General features: G+C 61.1%; 18 protein-coding genes. 17 read left to right on the top strand and 1 reads right to left on the bottom strand.

Features of this window, described 5'->3' with window-relative positions:
- Window positions 1–2: 2 nt before the first annotated feature.
- The 10 genes from ACESUZ_RS03275 to ACESUZ_RS03230 all read left to right on the top strand — a co-directional run bounded on the left by ACESUZ_RS03275 (window position 3) and on the right by ACESUZ_RS03230 (window position 8,676).
- Window positions 3–932 (top strand): YcjF family protein, encoded by a 930-nt coding sequence (locus ACESUZ_RS03275; protein ID WP_006236071.1) that lies wholly within the window; start codon window positions 3–5, stop codon window positions 930–932.
- Between the two features lie 10 nt (window positions 933–942).
- Entirely contained in the window at window positions 943–2,820 is a 1,878-nt protein-coding gene (locus tag ACESUZ_RS03270) for a TIGR03960 family B12-binding radical SAM protein (protein ID WP_373198425.1), read from the top strand.
- A complete protein-coding gene (locus ACESUZ_RS03265; protein ID WP_055285117.1) occupies window positions 2,817–3,629 on the top strand; it encodes a TIGR03936 family radical SAM-associated protein in 813 nt (270 codons plus the stop codon). The genes ACESUZ_RS03270 and ACESUZ_RS03265 overlap by 4 nt, the downstream gene beginning before the upstream one ends.
- Window positions 3,630–3,696: 67 nt before the next feature.
- Complete coding sequence (rplU, locus tag ACESUZ_RS03260) at window positions 3,697–4,071, top strand: 50S ribosomal protein L21 (RefSeq protein WP_035138585.1); 375 nt, start codon at window positions 3,697–3,699, stop codon at window positions 4,069–4,071.
- A 33-nt stretch (window positions 4,072–4,104) separates the two neighbouring features.
- Window positions 4,105–4,362: a 50S ribosomal protein L27 gene (gene rpmA / locus ACESUZ_RS03255; RefSeq protein WP_006236075.1), complete on the top strand. Its 258-nt coding sequence runs from the start codon at window positions 4,105–4,107 to the stop codon at window positions 4,360–4,362.
- 85 nt (window positions 4,363–4,447) lie between these two features.
- Entirely contained in the window at window positions 4,448–5,914 is a 1,467-nt protein-coding gene (obgE, locus tag ACESUZ_RS03250; RefSeq protein ID WP_373198421.1) for a GTPase ObgE, read from the top strand.
- 3 nt (window positions 5,915–5,917) lie between these two features.
- Window positions 5,918–6,595 carry a nicotinate-nucleotide adenylyltransferase gene (gene nadD, locus ACESUZ_RS03245; protein ID WP_373198420.1) on the top strand — a complete coding sequence of 226 codons (678 nt, stop codon included), beginning with the start codon at window positions 5,918–5,920 and terminating at the stop codon, window positions 6,593–6,595.
- An 87-nt stretch (window positions 6,596–6,682) separates the two neighbouring features.
- Complete coding sequence (yqeK, locus tag ACESUZ_RS03240; protein WP_368135829.1) at window positions 6,683–7,216, top strand: bis(5'-nucleosyl)-tetraphosphatase (symmetrical) YqeK; 534 nt, start codon at window positions 6,683–6,685, stop codon at window positions 7,214–7,216.
- A 27-nt stretch (window positions 7,217–7,243) separates the two neighbouring features.
- Window positions 7,244–7,699, top strand: coding sequence for a ribosome silencing factor (rsfS, locus tag ACESUZ_RS03235; protein ID WP_006236081.1), 456 nt, complete (start codon window positions 7,244–7,246; stop codon window positions 7,697–7,699).
- A gap of 227 nt (window positions 7,700–7,926) precedes the next feature.
- The gene (locus tag ACESUZ_RS03230; RefSeq protein ID WP_349073938.1) at window positions 7,927–8,676 is read left to right on the top strand and encodes a transposase; all 750 of its coding nucleotides are present in this window, start codon (window positions 7,927–7,929) and stop codon (window positions 8,674–8,676) included.
- A 219-nt stretch (window positions 8,677–8,895) separates the two neighbouring features.
- Here ACESUZ_RS03230 and dinB read toward each other — a convergent pair whose 3' ends face one another.
- Window positions 8,896–10,149: a DNA polymerase IV gene (gene dinB / locus ACESUZ_RS03225; protein WP_373198417.1), complete on the bottom strand. Its 1,254-nt coding sequence runs from the start codon at window positions 10,147–10,149 to the stop codon at window positions 8,896–8,898.
- Between the two features lie 201 nt (window positions 10,150–10,350).
- Between dinB and rpsP the strand changes: the two genes are divergently transcribed.
- From rpsP to glyS, 7 genes are read left to right on the top strand one after another with little or no spacing between them, the layout of a single operon-like run.
- The gene (gene rpsP / locus ACESUZ_RS03220) at window positions 10,351–10,692 is read left to right on the top strand and encodes a 30S ribosomal protein S16 (protein ID WP_022094749.1); all 342 of its coding nucleotides are present in this window, start codon (window positions 10,351–10,353) and stop codon (window positions 10,690–10,692) included.
- A gap of 42 nt (window positions 10,693–10,734) precedes the next feature.
- Window positions 10,735–10,980, top strand: a complete 246-nt coding sequence (locus tag ACESUZ_RS03215; RefSeq protein ID WP_171021534.1) for a KH domain-containing protein — start codon at window positions 10,735–10,737, stop codon at window positions 10,978–10,980.
- 4 nt (window positions 10,981–10,984) lie between these two features.
- A complete protein-coding gene (gene rimM, locus ACESUZ_RS03210; protein ID WP_271738388.1) occupies window positions 10,985–11,506 on the top strand; it encodes a ribosome maturation factor RimM in 522 nt (173 codons plus the stop codon).
- Window positions 11,507–11,516: 10 nt separating this feature from the next.
- Window positions 11,517–12,275 (top strand): tRNA (guanosine(37)-N1)-methyltransferase TrmD, encoded by a 759-nt coding sequence (gene trmD, locus ACESUZ_RS03205; RefSeq protein ID WP_118385180.1) that lies wholly within the window; start codon window positions 11,517–11,519, stop codon window positions 12,273–12,275.
- A gap of 2 nt (window positions 12,276–12,277) precedes the next feature.
- Window positions 12,278–12,841, top strand: coding sequence for a signal peptidase I (gene lepB / locus ACESUZ_RS03200; RefSeq protein WP_055285127.1), 564 nt, complete (start codon window positions 12,278–12,280; stop codon window positions 12,839–12,841).
- 59 nt (window positions 12,842–12,900) lie between these two features.
- Window positions 12,901–13,812 (top strand): glycine--tRNA ligase subunit alpha, encoded by a 912-nt coding sequence (locus ACESUZ_RS03195; RefSeq protein ID WP_006236091.1) that lies wholly within the window; start codon window positions 12,901–12,903, stop codon window positions 13,810–13,812.
- Window positions 13,813–13,815: 3 nt separating this feature from the next.
- Window positions 13,816–15,912, top strand: coding sequence for a glycine--tRNA ligase subunit beta (gene glyS / locus ACESUZ_RS03190; RefSeq protein WP_373198414.1), 2,097 nt, complete (start codon window positions 13,816–13,818; stop codon window positions 15,910–15,912).
- The last annotated feature ends 27 nt before the right edge of the window (window positions 15,913–15,939 follow it).

The raw sequence follows: 15,939 nt of genomic DNA, 5'->3' as shown, positions 1-15,939 counted from the left end.
CTATGAAAATTCCCGTAGATAAGCTGACCCGCGCTTTTAAGATGGGCGCGTCCGTTAAGAAGGATTCCGATACGCCGGTGCGCGTCTCGGTCTATCTGGATTCGTCCGCCTCGCGCTTTCTTGCCGAGACGGTGCGTGACGCCTTTGTGCCGCAGACGACCTCGGGTATTGTGCGCGTCGAGCGTCTGGGGGAGGAGCGAATTGCTCCAAAGACCGATACCGATGTGGTGCTGGTGCTCTCGTGTGGTTCCGACCGCTTGGAGAGTGCCGTGCAGGAGCTCGTGATCGCCGGCGCGCCCGTGTGCGTGCTTGCCGAGTCTGCTGTGGAGGTGCCGTTTATCGAGGAGTCCACGCCCATGCTCGGCGTGGTAGCGGCAACCGATAAGACGTATCTGCTCGAGACGCTTGCCCGCTGGATTCTCGATCGCACCGACAAGGAAACGGCTTTTGCGGCGAACTTTGCCTTCATGCGCATCGCGGCGGCCAATCGTATCATCACCTCGTGCGCGCTCACCAATATGGCGACCGGTGCGCTGGTGTTTTTGCCGGGCGCCGATTATCCCGTTATGGCGCTGGCGCAGGTGGGCATGCTCTTTGAGCTCGCTGCCGTCTTTGGACGCGGTATTAAGCCCGAGCGCGGCTACGAGGTCGCGGGCGTGCTTGCCGGCGGTCTTGTGATCCGCGCGGTCACCCGCGCGCTCGTCAAGCAGACACCGCATATTGGGTTTGCCGTCAAGGCGCTCACTGCTGCCGCGGGCACCTATGGCATGGGCCGTGCGCTTGTTTCGCTCTACGAGCGCGATGTCGACTACAGCCGTGCCAACGAGGTGGTTACTGCCACGTTCTCCCGCGTTCGCGATCTGGTAACCACGGTCGCGGGCGCTACCCGTCCTATGGCGTCCTACCAGGACGCATCAGATCTCGCTGCTTAGGGGTTTTCCGTTGCGCGTTGCATACCAAGATTGTTTTCATTTAATTGAGCCGTTGCTCGCCAAGGTCGAGAAGCCGAGTCGCTATATCGATCACGAGTGGGGCACGCTTTCCAAGGCCGATGCCGACTACCGTTGCTGCCTGATCTATCCGGATGTGTACGAGGTCGGTCTGCCCAACCAGGGTATCGCCATCCTCTACAACATCCTTAACCAGGCCGAGGGCATCTCCTGCGAGCGTGGCTATGTGCCGTGGCCCGACATGGGTGACGCTATGCGCGAGGCGGGCATTCCGCTGCTCTCGCTCGAGGGTGCAGCGCCGGTCGCTTCGTTTGATATCGTCGGCCTGCATGTGCCGCACGAGATGGCGGTGACGAACTTCCTCGAGGCTCTCGACCTCGCTGGCATTCCGCTGTTAGCGGCCGACCGAGGTGAAGACGACCCCATCATCATCGCCGGCGGCCCCTCGGTGTACAACCCCGAGCCGTACGCGGCCTTCTTCGATGCCATTCTCATCGGTGAGGGCGAGGAATCGCTGCTCGAGACCTGCCAGCTGCATCGCCGCCTGCGTGACGAAGGAGTTCCGCGCGCGCAGATTGTTGAGCAGCTTGCATCCATTGCCGGCAACTACGTGCCGTCGCTCTATGAGGTTCGTCACGACGAGCCCTGCTCGCCGCATGGCTACACCGTGCCGCGTGAGGGCAAGGATGCGCCGACCGTGGTCTACAAGCGCGTCGTCGAGGATTTCGGCGCCACGAATCCGCTTTCGCAGTCGTGTGTGCCCTATGCGCAGCTGGTCCACGACCGCCTGTCTATCGAGATCCTGCGCGGCTGCGCCCGCGGCTGTCGTTTTTGCCAGGCCGGCATGACGTATCGCCCGGTGCGCGAGCGCTCGGCAGACCAGATCGTCTCGTCGGTGATTCAGGGTCTGGAAAAGACCGGCTATGACGAGGTGTCGCTGACCTCGCTCTCCACGACCGACCACTCCTGCATTCGCGACGTGCTCGGCAGGCTCAACCGTCGCCTGGAGGATACGGGTATTCGCGTGTCTATTCCGTCGCAGCGCCTGGATTCGTTTGGCGTGGATATGGCCGAGTCGGTCGCCGGCGAAAAGAAGGGCGGACTAACGTTCGCGCCCGAGGCCGGCAGCCAGCGCATGCGCGACATCATTAACAAGAACGTGACCGAGGAGGACCTGGACCGTGCGGCCAAGGCGGCCTTCGAGGCCGGCTGGAACCGCATGAAGCTCTACTTTATGATGGGCCTTCCCGGCGAGCGCGATGAGGACATCGTGGCCATCGCCAATCTGGCCGATCACGTGCTGGAGCTCGGTCGTTCCGTGGTGCCCAAGGCTCGTCGCGGCTCGATTTCGGTGTCGATCTCGGTTTCGGTCTTTATCCCCAAGGCTGCCACGCCGTTCCAGTGGTGCCCGCAGCTCGACTACGACGACGTCAAGCGTCGCCAGAAGCTGCTTATCACGAGCGTTCGCAACCGTGCCGTCCGCGTGCATTACCACGATGCCGAGACCTCGCTCATCGAGGCCGCGCTTTCCCGCGCCGGTCGTGACATGACGCCCGTCATCATCGATGCTTGGCGCTCGGGCTCTCGCTTTGACGCCTGGGTAGAGCATTTCTCGCTTGATAACTGGAAGGAAGCTGCTGCCAAAAACGGCATCGACCTCAATGAGCTCGTGCACCTGCCCCACGAGTTGGACTGGCGCCTGCCGTGGGAGCACGTGAGCCCCGGCTGCACGCGCGGCTTCCTCGAGCGCGAGTACCGTCGCTCGCTCGAGGGCGTCACGACTCCCGACTGTACCCGCACGTCGTGCACCGGCTGCGGGATCTGCCCCACGCTCCACGCCAAGAATGTATTGATGGGTGATCGCGCATGAGTGAGCGCCTGACCGACAACCCCTCGCTCTTTAGACTTCGTGTTCGCTATGGCAAGCGCGATCGCCTTAAGTACCTGGGCCATCTCGAAGTAATCCATACCATTGAGCGCATCGTGCGCCGTGCGGGACTTCCCTATGCCGTCACGCAGGGCTTCTCTCCGCACATGCGCGTGGGCTTCTCTTCGGCGCTGCCGGTGGGTACGTCGTCGACCTGCGAGTGGTATGACCTGTTTATGACCGAGTTCGTGGCGCTCGACGAGGCGTTTGGGCGCCTGGCTGCGGCGTCTCCGGCCGATCTGGCGCCCATCGAGGCGGCGTACATCGACGTGCGCACGCCGGCGTTGACGGCGCAGCTCACGCGCCTGTCGTATCGCATCGACCTGCACTTGGATCCCGAGGCGCCCGTAAGCGCCGACGAGGTGCGTCGTGCGATCGACACGCTGCGCGCGGGCCACGGCATCGACTACGCGCGCGGCAAAAAGAGCAAGCGCTTGGATTTGGATCACACGCTCGTGGGCTATGAGCTCACGGCGGGGGAGCGCCCGGACCATTTGGTGCTCATGCTCGACACCCATGCCGACAACGAGGGCTCCATGCGTCCGGAAATTTTGCTTTCTGCTGCTGATGTTTTGTTGCAGGGCTTGACCCCGGGCGTGGATGCACCTATTGTTTCCACCGGTATGCAAGACCTCGTGACCATCTGCTCCTACGATGTCGAGCGTCAGAATCAAGCATGCGAGGACGACGAGGGCCGACTCGTCAGCCCCATACCTGTGCGAACTTGTGGATTTGCTCCACATACTCGTTGACGGGGGTATTTTCGCCTGCTACTATATTCGGCTGTTGCACTAACTGATGCATGAAGGGCAAGTAAACATGTACGCAATCGTTAACACGGGCGGCAAGCAGTACAAGGTCGCCACCGACGATGTCATCACCGTCGAGAAGATCGAGGGCAATGAGGGCGACAAGGTCACCCTGCCGGTTATCTTCCTCAACGATGGTAAGAAGATCGTCACCGATCCCGACAAGCTGGCCAAGGCCAAGGTTACCGCTCAGATCGTTGAGCAGTTCAAGGGCGAGAAGCAGCTGGTCTTCAAGTTCCACAAGCGCAAGCGCTATCGTCGTCTGAAGGGTCACCGTCAGCAGCTCACCAAGCTGAAGATCGTGAAGGTTCAGGCTACCTCCCGCGCCAAGAAGGCTGTCAAGGCAGAGGCTGAGGCTGTTGCCGAGGCTCCCGTCGCCGAGTAGATTACACTCGTAACGAAAGAGTAGGTATACACAATGGCACACAAAAAAGGACTCGGTTCCTCCCGTAATGGCCGTGACTCCCGCGGTCAGCGCCTTGGCACGAAGCGCTATGCCGGCCAGACGGTAACCACGGGCACGATTCTCGTCCGTCAGCACGGCACGCACATCCACCCGGGTGAGAACGTTGGCCGTGGTAAGGACGACACGCTGTTCGCGCTGGTCGACGGTACCGTTGAGTTCCACAAGGGTATCAAGCACAGGGTCAGCGTACGCCCGCTCGCGAACGCGTAATTCACCCTTCATAGAGCACATATGTGGGAGGCACTTGAGTTTTAGGATTCAAGGGTCTCCCTCTTTTTTGTAGGAGGCGATTCTGTTGTCACAGTTCACCGATATCAGCCGCATTAACGTGTGCGGCGGCGACGGCGGAGCCGGATGCATGTCGTTTAGGCGCGAGGCATTTGTCCCCAAGGGCGGCCCCGATGGCGGCGACGGCGGTCGTGGCGGCAATGTCGTCATCCAGGCCGATGCTCAGCTGTCTTCCCTGATTGATTACCGCTTTAAGCATCACTTCCGCGCCGAGCGCGGCACGCACGGGCAGGGTGCCCGTCGTAACGGTAAGAGCGGCGAGGACCTGATCCTGAAGGTTCCCATGGGCACCGTGGTGCGCGAGCTCGATCCCGAGACGCAGACCCCGATGTTCGAGATTGCCGACCTGGTCCACGACGGCGAGCGCGTCGTCGTGGCGCCCGGCGGTGCCGGTGGCCTGGGCAACACGCACTTTGTGACGTCGGTGCGCCGCGCGCCCGCGTTCGCTCAGCTGGGCGAACCGGCCGAGGAGCACTGGATCGAGCTCGAGATGAAGCTCATGGCCGATGCCGCGCTCGTGGGCTTCCCCTCGGTGGGTAAGTCATCGCTCATTGCGCGCATGAGTGCCGCCCGCCCCAAGATTGCTGACTACCCGTTTACCACGCTCGTGCCCAATCTGGGCATGGTGCGTGCCGGCGAATATTCTTACGTCGTTGCCGACGTCCCCGGTCTTATCGAGGGCGCGAGCGAGGGCAAGGGCCTGGGTCACCAGTTCCTGCGCCACATTGAGCGTACGGCCCTGATCATGCATGTCGTCGACATGACGGGCGGTTTTGAGGATCGCGATCCGGTTGAGGACTATCGCATCATCAACCGCGAGCTCGAGCAGTATGGCGCCGAGCTTTCGGAGCGTCCGCAGATCGTCGTTGCCAACAAGTGCGACGCGCCGGGCACGGCCGACAAGATTGCCGACCTCAAGCGCGCAGCGCTCGACGATGGACATATGTTCTTTGCCGTGTCTGCTGTTACGGGCGCCGGCCTCAACACGCTGATGCTTGCCGTGGGCGAGCAGGTGGCTAAGCTGCGCGCCGAGCTGGCGGTTGCTGATGAGCCGGTTGATCTGCGCGACGAGGAGTGGGAGCGCCGCCGTCTGCAGCGCGAGAAGCGTTTCCGCATTGTTCAGGAAGAGCCCGGTGCCTTCCGCGTGGTCGGTCGTGCCATCGAGCGCATGGTCATTCAGACCGACTGGGAAAACGAGGAAGCCGTCATTTACCTGCAGCATAAGTTTGCGCGTATGGGTGTTGACGACGCGCTCGAGAAGGCCGGTTGCCGTGCGGGCGACGAGGTCCGCATTTGCCAGCGCGCCTTTGACTTTGAGGGCGCCGAGGACTTCTCGGAGTACGAGGAGCTCGAGGATGCTGACGAGGACGTTGCCGTTGAGGCCTTTGACGTGGCCGATGCTGCGGATGAGGGCGTCGAGGTTGTCGATGCGGCGGATGCCGCGGGCGATGCCGAGACCTCTGAGGGCGAGTAAGCCATGTCGCTGCGCGGTGGAATCGGTCTGCCTGAGCTTCCTCTAGAGGACGGGCAGGAGTTTAGGCTCGGCATTATGGGTGGCACCTTTGATCCCATCCATTACGGGCACCTGGTGACCGCCGAGCAGGCGCGCGAGTCGCTCGACTTGGACGCTGTGCTCTTTATGCCGGCGGGCTCTCCTGCCTTTAAGCTTGACAAGCCGGTGACGCCTGCCGAGGACCGTTATGCCATGACGGTCCTCGCCACCGCCGCGAACCCGGCCTTTTTGGCGAGCCGGTTCGAGATCGACCGCCCGGGTGTAACCTATACGGCCGATACGCTTCATGCCCTTCGCGACTTTTACCCGCCGCAGGTAAAGCTCTACTTTATTACGGGCGCCGACGCGATTATCGAAATTGTGACCTGGCATGATGCCGAACGAATCGCTGAGCTTGCTACCTTTATTGCGGCGACGCGACCGGGCTTTGATATCGATACGGCGCGTGCCCGAATCAAAGAGTCGGGGCTGCCGTTCGACGTGCGCTATATTCAGATTCCGGCGCTGGCGATCAGCTCGACGAACATTCGTAAGCGAGTTGCCCGCGGCATGAGCGTGCGCTATCTTACGAGCGAGTCCGTGCTCGGCTACATTCGCAAACGCAGGCTATATGCCGATTTGGGCCAAGAAGATTTTGAGTGATGGGGGTCTACGTTGTCGGTAGAGGATCAGTTTGAGGGCGATGAGCGCGCGCTGCTCAAGCGCATTCGAGAGCTGCTCGATGTTCGCATGAAGGATAAGCGTAAGCGCTATGTGCATTCGCTGGGTGTTGCCGAGACCGCACTTCATCTGGCCGAGGTCTACGGCGTTGACCGCTTTGATGCCGCTGCCGCCGGCCTGATCCATGACTGGGACAAAGTGCTCTCCGACGACGAGCTGGTCACGCGCGCTCTGCATTACGGCATTAAGATTGCCGGCTCTCCTTCCGCCGCGACGCCGCTTTTGCATGGCCCTGTTGCCGCCTATGAGCTTCCGCAGCTTTTTCCCGGGCTGTCGCCGGCCGTTTTCCAGGCTGTCGACCGTCACACCGTGGGTGCCTGCGACATGACGCCGCTCGATATGGTGGTCTTTGTGGCCGATGCCATCGAGCCCAACCGCCACGGCGACTATGCTCATGCGCTGCGCAAGATGGTGGGGGAGTCGACGCTCGATGAGTTGTTCTTCTCCTGTTTTGCGCAGGGTTTGGTCTATGTGATCCAGTCCGGGCGTTATCTTTATCCAACGGCTATTTCGATTTACAACCATTACGCCCAGCTGCGCTAGCTCGGGCTGTCTAGAAAGAGGTATTCCATGGCCGACGAGACCATGACTGACGAGCAGATTCTTGAAGGTGTGGAGCACAAGAGCTTCGTCGCCACGTCCGATCGCACTGCCGCCTCGCTGTCCGCGAGCGGTGTCGCCGCCGAGGATGTCGCCCGCGCCGCCGCGCAGGCCGCCTACGACAAGAAGGGCGAGGACGTTCAGGTGCTCGACCTGACCGAGCTTTCCGACGTGTGCGACTACTTTGTGCTTGCCACCGGTACCAACAACCGCCAGGTCGATTCTATCGTCGACGAGATCGAGGAGAAGGTCGCCGAGGCTTGCGGCGAGCACCCGTTCTCCATCGAGGGTCGCGAGCAGAAGACCTGGATGCTCATGGACTACGGTTCGGTTGTCGTCCACGTCTTCACTCCCGAAGCCCGCGACTTCTACCGCCTCGAGAAACTCTGGGGAGACGCCCCCCAGCTCCCCCTCGACCTCCTCTAGAGCTTTGCTTGGGCCAGGGCTTTTTTAGCTACCCTTATCCGTTTGCCGGGCAGTTGCACCATTTGCAGCTGCCCGTCTTTCTTTTGCCCAAAAGTAGCTAATTTGGGACGGGGCTTTTTTAGCTACCACCTACCGTTCGCCGAACAACGCGATTTGTCGCACCCAGTACGTTTTTTTCTGCTCTGGCTCGGGTAACGTAATTCTTATCTGTAGAGGAGGGAATGCGTATGACTCGGACTGCGCGAGAAATCTCTGAATATGGCTTTTACCATGTCGTTCAAAAGGGGTGTGGTGGTCAGCTGATATTTGAGGATGAGGATGATCGACTCTATTTGATTCGGCTGATTGCTTCGAAATGCCAGAAGTTCAAAGTTGATGTCATCGCGTGGTGCCTTATGGATAACCATATTCATCTTCTGCTTGACGATGAGCATGCTCATCTGAGTGATTGCATGCATTCGATTACGACGGCGTATGCCATGTATTTCAATTCTAAGACAGGCAGAAAGGGTCCACTCTTCCAGGATCGATTTAAGAGCGTGCCGATTCTTGATGATGATCAGCTGCTCAACTGCGTTCGTTACATTCACGATAACCCTGCGAAAGCCAGAATTGACACTGCTTCGCTCTATCGCTGGAGCAGCTTTAGCGAGTATATGGGCTATCCGGGTATTTGTAAGACTGATTGCGTGCTCGAGTTGCTCGGGAATTCCCAGAGGTTTTTTGCATTTAGCACCTCGGGCGAGCCCAATGGCTATTGCTTCCGTTATGGCGCTCACGTGAGTGATGCTGACGCGCTTGAGTTTGCGCAGGCGTTGCTCAAACCTTACGAGCCTCACCATCTCAAAGCTCTGCCAAAGGGCGTGCGTGATGACTGTATCCGCAAGCTCAAAAGCGAGGGCTTTTCGATCAAGCAGATCGTGCGCCTCACGGGCATCGGCCACTGCACGATTCAAAAAGTCAAAGTTGAAAAGTAGCTCATTTCAGGCGGGGTAATTTTGCTACGGCCACCAAACCGGGCATCCGGGGTAGTCAATTTGGGACGGGGCTATTTTAGCTACCCTTTGGCTGACGGTGAATGAATTAGGCCGAATGAATCTCAACCGATATATAGGGGTAGCTAAAATAGCCCCGTCCCAAATTGACTACCCATGCCGTGTCGGACGGAAGGCAGCAACCCCCCCGTCCAAAAAAGACTAGTTATTGAAGCGGGATTGGCGGCCGAAGGATAGGGCGGTGTCGCCGAATTTGTCTCGGACGGCGTCGATGGCGACGGAGAGGTCGCGGCGGTCGCTGGATTGGGCTCCGCGGTCATCGATCTCGCAGAACAGGTCGGTCTGGATGCCGCCCCGATGGTCAAAGTCGCTCATGCCGATGCCTGCTAAGCGAACGTGCATTCCTTCCTGCCAGATGTTGTCGAGCAGATCGAGTGCAACCGCCACGAAGATGTTCTCATCGTCGGTCGGATGAGGCAGCCGGCGCTGTGCCGTACGCCCGCTGCCATACGAATACTTAAGCTTGAGCGTTACCGTGGCACCCGTCAGCCCCTGACGGCGCAGACGGCGTCCCACTGACTCTCCCAACAGCGCAATCGCCGCCTCAATATCCCCACGCTCAGTCAAATCTTTAGCAAAGGTGCGTTCATTGCTGACCGACTTGACCTCGCGCTCTTCATCGAGGCTCGTGACTTCGGAGATTTCGAGTCCCAGCGCACGCTGGCGCATGTGCTCGCCGTTGACGCCAAAAATAGAGGCCAAGGTGGATTCCGGTGCACGTGATAACTCGCCGAGGGTGTAGATGCGCATGCGGCGCAGTCGCTCCTCGGCCGAGCGCCCGATGCCACTCATGGCAGATACCGGCAGCGCGGCCAAAAAGCGCTGCTCGGTTCCGGGGCGCACGATGGTCAGCCCAAACGGCTTATCCCGCTCGCTTGCGATTTTTGCGACCGTCTTGTTGCAGCCAACGCCAATGGAGCAGGTCACTCCCAGCCCTGCCACGCGGTCGCTTATACGCCGCGCAACCAGCAGCGGGTCTTCGGGCGCAAAGCGACCCGGTGTGATATCGATAAAGGCTTCGTCGATGGATACGCGCTCGACGCGCGGGGTCTCGTCGGCGAGAATCGCCATGACCTGCGCGCTCACCTCGCGGTAGCGATCAAAGTGCCCGTGCGTCCAAATGGCTTGCGGGCACAAGCGCCGCGCCTCGGCCGAGGCCATGGCAGAGTGCACGCCAAAGCGACGCGCCTCATACGAACACGTGGACACGACGCCACGCGAATCGGCATTGCCACCCACGATGAGCGGCTTTCCGCGCCATTCGGGATGGTCGAGCATCTCCACGCTCGCAAAAAACGCATCGAGGTCCATCAGGCCCACCGCCGGACCCGTCCAGGGAGGCGGCGTGACGCCCATGGCATCCTCATAACCGTATGTATGTTCGCGTCTTTCCATGTCATGAGTATACCGCGCAGCTCATGTGGGGTGCGTGTATGTGCTTGCAAATCCCGAATTCTTGTCTAAGATATGGATTTGCCCTCGACTACACCGAAGAAGTTGGTCTCACGGACTTCACCTGCCCGCGTCGATGGCGTATTATGTTCAACTGTTTGTTTGTAGTTGCAGCCTAAAGCTGCTTGGTTGGAGGAGTTTCCTTTGGCAGTCAAGATTCGCCTTGCTCGTCACGGCGCTAAGAAGCGTCCGTACTACCGTGTCGTCGTCGCCGATTCCCGCGCCCCGCGTGACGGTCGTATCATCGAGGAGGTTGGCCGCTACAACCCGATGACCGCCCCCAAGACCATCAACCTCGACCTCGAGAAGATCGCCGACTGGCAGTCAAAGGGCGCTCAGCTCACCGACGCCGTCGCCGCTCTGGTCAAGGCCGCCAACGAGGGCGAGAAGACCGAGACCGTCGTCAAGAAGTCCAAGAAGCAGCTCGCCAAAGAGGCCGAGGCCGCTAAGGCTGCCGCTGAGGCCGCTGAGGGCGCCGAGGAGTAAATCGTGCCTGAGGTTGACGCTGCACAGCTCGAGGGTGAGGCAATGCTCTCAGATCGCATCGCCGATCTCGTCGAATATCTCGTTGTTCAGATCGTCGACGACCCGGATTCCGTGAGCCTTGAGGTCATCGATGGTGACGACGCCTCTACGATTGAGGTTTCGGTCGCCGAGGATGACGTCGCTAAGGTCATCGGCCGTCGTGGCCGTACCATCAAGGCCATTCGCACGCTCGCCCGTGCACTGGCCGCTCGCCTCGACACTGCTGTCGAGGTAGAGGTTCTGGGCTAGGACCTTGAGGTCCCAGTACAAAAACATCGCCCGTGTGGTCAAGCCGCACGGAAGGAAGGGGGAGGTCCTCGCGCAGCCGCTGCGGGGGCTTCCTTCTGTATTAGAGCCGGGTATGCGCGTCGCCCTGACGCCGCCGGCGCTCAAGCGCGACCGCTTTTGCACGGTCGTGTCCGTCACCGATACGGGCGATGGCGATCTGGTCTCGTTTGAGGGCATTGACGACTTGACGGCCGCCGAGGGCATCACGGGATGCTACGTGCTGGCAAATCGTGACGATTTTGAGCTCGATTCGCTCGACGCTGCCTATACCGACCTGATGGGTCGCGAGGTGGTCGACGAGCGCTTCGGTTCGCTCGGCACGATCGTCGAGATCATGTCGACGCCCGCTAACGATGTTTGGGTTGTCGAGGGTGATCGGTACGGCGAGGTACTGATTCCCGTGATCGAGCAGGTTGTGCTCGATCTTCCCGACAAAGGAACAATTTCCGTCCACGTTATGGACGGCCTGATCGATATGGACAAGTAGGGAGGACAACATGCTGATCGAGACCCTTTCGGTCTTTCCCGAGATGTTTGAGCCCGTCATGTCCACATCGATCTTGGGCCGCGCCCGCAAGGCCGGCCTTTTTGATTTTAAGGCGTATAACCTGCGCGACTGGACGCACGACCGCCATCGTACCGTCGATGACGAGCCGTACGGCGGCGGGCAGGGCATGCTCATGAAGGTCGAGCCTATTGCCGAGGCCATCGAGGCCATCAGCTCCGAGGGTCCCAAGCCCACCGTAGTGTTCTTCACCCCCTGTGGCGAGCCCTTTACGCAGCATGTGGCCGAGCGCCTGCTCAAAAGTGAGCGCCTGCTGTTTGTGTGCAGCCGCTACGAGGGCGTCGACGAGCGTGCGTATGCGTATGCCGATGAGCGTCTGTCGATCGGCGACTACGTACTTACGGGCGGCGAACTGCCCGCTATGGTCGTGGCCGATGCCGTCGTACGGCTCATTCCTGGAGCCTTGGGCGACGAAATGAGCAACGTCGACGAGTCGTTCTCGACCGCCGAGGATGGAGGCCTGCTCGAGTACGCGCAGTACACCCGTCCTGCCGAGTTCAACGGCGAGGGCGTGCCTCCGGTGCTTGTGAGCGGCGATCACGCCAAGGTCGATGCCTGGCGTCGCAAGAACGCCATCGAGCGCACCTGCCGCTGGCGTCCCGATCTGATCGAGACGGCGCGGCTCACGCCCGAGGAGCGCGCTTACGCGCAGGAGATCCTTGACGCTTCGTATTCGCAGAGCGAGGAGTGAGTATGGTTCCTACGCAACATTCCGCGTTGAGGGGCGCTTTTGAGTGGATCGCGGTCATCGCGATCGCGCTCGTCGCCACCTTCCTAATCCGCACCTTTGTGGTCGAGCCCTTTGTGGTGCCCACCGGCTCTATGGAAGACACGATCGAGATTGGCGACCAGATCCTGGCACAAAAGGTGAGCCTCGAGCTCGGTCAGCCCGTCAAGCAGGGCGATATCGTGGTGTTTCACAACCCCGATGGCACCTCCGAGCATGATGTTCTTGTCAAGCGTGTTATTGCCACGGCCGGCCAGACGGTCGACCTGCAGGATGGCAAGGTGGTCGTTGACGGCCAAGCGCTCGACGAGGACTATACGACGGGCATGAGCTGGCCACTTTCGGTCCAAGCGCCCGGCGCTCAGGTAAGCTATCCCTACACCGTTCCCGACGGGTGCGTGTGGGTGATGGGCGACAACCGCGAGAACTCTGCTGACTCCCGCTACTTTGGCCCGGTCGACCGCTCCGACTTGATCGCCGTGGCGCTTGTGCGTTACTGGCCGCTCAACCGCATCGGCGCTATCGACTAAAAACCGCTATAGTACAGTACCTAACCGTGTAATCGTTTCGACGAGGGGATATTAGAGGCATGAACGCTTCATCGCTTTCCTTCCAAGACATCATCCTGCGCCTCCAGCAGTACTGGGGCGAGCAGGGCTGCGTCATTATGCAGCCCTATGACTCCGAGGTCGGTGCCGGTACCTTCCATACCGCGACCACGCTGCGCTCGCTCGGTCCCGCCGAGTGGCGCACCTGCTATGCGCAGCCCTGCCGCCGTCCCGCCGACGGCCGCTACGGCGAGAACCCCAACCGCATGCAGCACTACTATCAGTTCCAGGTGCTTATCAAGCCCTCGCCGGTCAACGCCCAGGAGCTCTACCTGGGTTCGCTGGCCGCCATTGGCCTGGACCCCAACGACCATGACGTCCGCTTTGTCGAGGACGACTGGGAGAGCCCGACGCTGGGCGCCTGGGGCCTTGGCTGGGAGGTCTGGCTCAACGGCATGGAGGTCACGCAGTTTACGTACTTCCAGCAGGTAGGCGGTATCGAGGTCGACCCCGTGCCCGTCGAGATCACCTATGGCCTGGAGCGTATCGCTATGTACGCCCAGGGCGTCAACTCGGTCTACGATCTGGTGTGGAGCTATCTGCCCGACGGCACGCCCATGACCTATGGCGACGTGTTCCTGGAGAACGAGCGCGAGTTCAGTGCCTATAACTTTGAGGTCGCCAACGTCGAGATGATGCGTCAGAAGTTTGACGACTACGAGGCCGAGTGCCATTCCTGCCTGGAGCGCAAGCTGCCGCTGCCCGCATACGACTGCGTCATGAAGTGCAGCCACGCTTTCAATCTGCTCGATGCCCGCGGCGCGCTGTCCGCGGTCGAGCGTGCCAATTACATCCTGCGCGTCCGCGCCGTAGCCAAGGCGTGCTGCGAGGCCTATATGGCCGAGGTCGCCGGAGTCAACGAGAATGCCGACCAGGAAGGCGAGGTGGCGTAAGCCATGGCAGACGCTAAGGATTTCCTGTTTGAGATCGGTACAGAGGAAATGCCCTCCGCACCGCTGAACAATGCCGTCAAGCAGCTTGGCACCATGATCGCCAAGGGTCTCGACGAGGCCGGTCTGGCCCACGGCGAGGTCCGCGTGATCTCGAGCCCGCGTCGCCTGGCTGCGCTCGTTGCCGACGTCGCCACCGCGACCGATGAGGTTCACGAGGTCAAGCGCGGTCCCGCGGCAAACATTGCCTTCGATGCCGACGGCAACGCCACCAAGGCCGCCCAGGGCTTTGCCCGCAAGTGCGGTGTGGCTGCCGAGGACCTGGTCCGTCGCGAGGACACCGACGGCCGTGAGTACGTCTTTGCCGAGAAGAACATTCCTTCCGCTCCGGCTACTCCGATCCTGACGGCCCTGTGCGAGAAGACCATCGCCGGCCTGCAGTGGCCCAACTACCGTAGTCAGCGCTGGGGCCACGAGCACGCCACCTTCGTGCGCCCGGTCCGCTGGATCTGCTGCCTTTTAGGCGAGGATGTTGTGCCCGTGTCGTTTGCCGACGTGACGAGCGGCAACACCACGCGCGGCCATCGCGTGCTTGGCCCCGGTGACCACGTTGTCGCCAGCCCCGCCGCCTACGAGCAGGTGCTCGAGGACGCCGGCGTGCTTTCTGCCGAGCGCCGTCGCGAGGTGATTCTCGCCGGTATCTCTGAGGTCGAGGCCGCTCGCCCCGGCTGCCATGTCGACACGCCCAAGAAGGTCTTCGAGGAGGTTATCAACCTCTGCGAGTGGCCGACGGTGCTCGTAGGTACCTTCGATGAGGAGTTCCTCAAGGTCCCGCACGAGATCATCTGCGAGTCCATGCTCACCAACCAGCGCTACTTCCCGATCTATGACGGCGAGGGCAAGCTGACGCGTGAGTTCGTGGTCGTCTCCAACAGCAAGCCCGAGAATGCCGAGCGCGTGATCGACGGCAACGAGCGCGTCGTGCGCGCCCGTCTGGACGACGCTAAGTTCTTCTACGAGGAGGACCTGAAGATCTCCCTCGACGAGTTCCGTGAGCGCCTGGCCAAGGTCGCCTTCCAGGAGAAGCTCGGCAGCGTGCTCGCCAAGTCCGAGCGCATTGAGCAGCTCGCGCTCGCTATTGCCCGCGAGGCTCATCTGGGCGCCCATCTTGCCGCCGACGCCGCTCGCGCCGCGCACCTGTGCAAGGCCGACCTGGTGTCCAACGCCGTCGTCGAGTTCACGAGCCAGCAGGGCGTGATGGGCGGTTACTACGCCACCGCGATGGGGGAGAACGACGAGGTCGCCCACGCCATTCGCGATCATTATCGTCCCCGTTTTGCCGGTGACGAGCTGCCCGAGGGCACCGCTGGCTGCATCGTGGCCTGCGCCGACAAGCTCGATACCATCGCCGGTATCTTTGCCATCGGCGAGCCCCCGACCGGCTCCTCCGATCCCTACGCGCTGCGTCGTGCCGCTATCGGCATCATCAACATTCTGCGCGACCGTCTGCCGATCGACCCCACGTCGCTGATTGACTTTGCTCTGCAGCTTTACAGCGAGCAGGGCATTGAGTTCGACGCCGCCGAGGTCGCCCAGCAGGTTCGTGACTTCTTCCATGGCCGCCTGGTGAGCATGGCCCGCGACGAAAAGATCCCGGCCGATACCGTTGCCGCCGTCTCCGCGGTGCACATCATCGCCCCGTCCGTCTTCTTCGCCCGCTGCGCCGCCCTCGACGAGGCCCGCAAGAATGATGCCGAGACCTTTGACAACCTGGCTACCGCCTATGCCCGTGCCGCGCACATCTCCAAGCCCGAGCTGGGTGCGGAGTATGACCGCAGCCTGATGGGCGAGGCCGAGCTCGCGCTCGCCGACGCCTCCGAGGCTGCTCAGGCCGCTGTCGATGCCGCCCTTGCTGCCGAGGACTACCCGGCCGCATTTGCCGCCCTCGCCGCCCTGCGCGCGCCCATCGACCGTTTCTTCGATGAGGTCATGGTCATGGACAAGGACGAGCAGCTTCGCGATAATCGCCTTAAGCTGCTCAACCGCTTCGAGGCCGTTTTCTCTGGCATCGCCAACATCGGTGAGCTTGCCCGCAAAAAGTAAGCCAGCTTGCGCATAAGCGCAAAAGGA

Source organism: Collinsella aerofaciens ATCC 25986 (assembly GCF_964239575.1).
Classification (GTDB): domain Bacteria; phylum Actinomycetota; class Coriobacteriia; order Coriobacteriales; family Coriobacteriaceae; genus Collinsella; species Collinsella aerofaciens_BQ.
This window is presented reverse-complemented; position numbering and strand designations above follow the sequence as displayed.

Excerpts from the sequence above, each read along its gene's own strand:
- rsfS (WP_006236081.1), top strand. The coding sequence starts at position 7,244 with ATGGCCGACGAGACCATGACTGACGAGCAGATTCTTGAAGGTGTGGAG.
- yqeK (WP_368135829.1), top strand. The coding sequence starts at position 6,683 with ATGAAGGATAAGCGTAAGCGCTATGTGCATTCGCTGGGTGTTGCCGAG.
- ACESUZ_RS03275 (WP_006236071.1), top strand. The coding sequence starts at position 3 with ATGAAAATTCCCGTAGATAAGCTGACCCGCGCTTTTAAGATGGGCGCG.
- nadD (WP_373198420.1), top strand. The coding sequence starts at position 5,918 with ATGTCGCTGCGCGGTGGAATCGGTCTGCCTGAGCTTCCTCTAGAGGAC.
- ACESUZ_RS03215 (WP_171021534.1), top strand. The coding sequence starts at position 10,735 with ATGCTCTCAGATCGCATCGCCGATCTCGTCGAATATCTCGTTGTTCAG.
- dinB (WP_373198417.1), bottom strand. The coding sequence starts at position 10,149 with ATGGAAAGACGCGAACATACATACGGTTATGAGGATGCCATGGGCGTC.
- glyS (WP_373198414.1), top strand. The coding sequence starts at position 13,816 with ATGGCAGACGCTAAGGATTTCCTGTTTGAGATCGGTACAGAGGAAATG.
- trmD (WP_118385180.1), top strand. The coding sequence starts at position 11,517 with ATGCTGATCGAGACCCTTTCGGTCTTTCCCGAGATGTTTGAGCCCGTC.
- ACESUZ_RS03230 (WP_349073938.1), top strand. The coding sequence starts at position 7,927 with ATGACTCGGACTGCGCGAGAAATCTCTGAATATGGCTTTTACCATGTC.
- rpmA (WP_006236075.1), top strand. The coding sequence starts at position 4,105 with ATGGCACACAAAAAAGGACTCGGTTCCTCCCGTAATGGCCGTGACTCC.
- lepB (WP_055285127.1), top strand. The coding sequence starts at position 12,278 with ATGGTTCCTACGCAACATTCCGCGTTGAGGGGCGCTTTTGAGTGGATC.
- ACESUZ_RS03195 (WP_006236091.1), top strand. The coding sequence starts at position 12,901 with ATGAACGCTTCATCGCTTTCCTTCCAAGACATCATCCTGCGCCTCCAG.
- ACESUZ_RS03265 (WP_055285117.1), top strand. The coding sequence starts at position 2,817 with ATGAGTGAGCGCCTGACCGACAACCCCTCGCTCTTTAGACTTCGTGTT.
- rplU (WP_035138585.1), top strand. The coding sequence starts at position 3,697 with ATGTACGCAATCGTTAACACGGGCGGCAAGCAGTACAAGGTCGCCACC.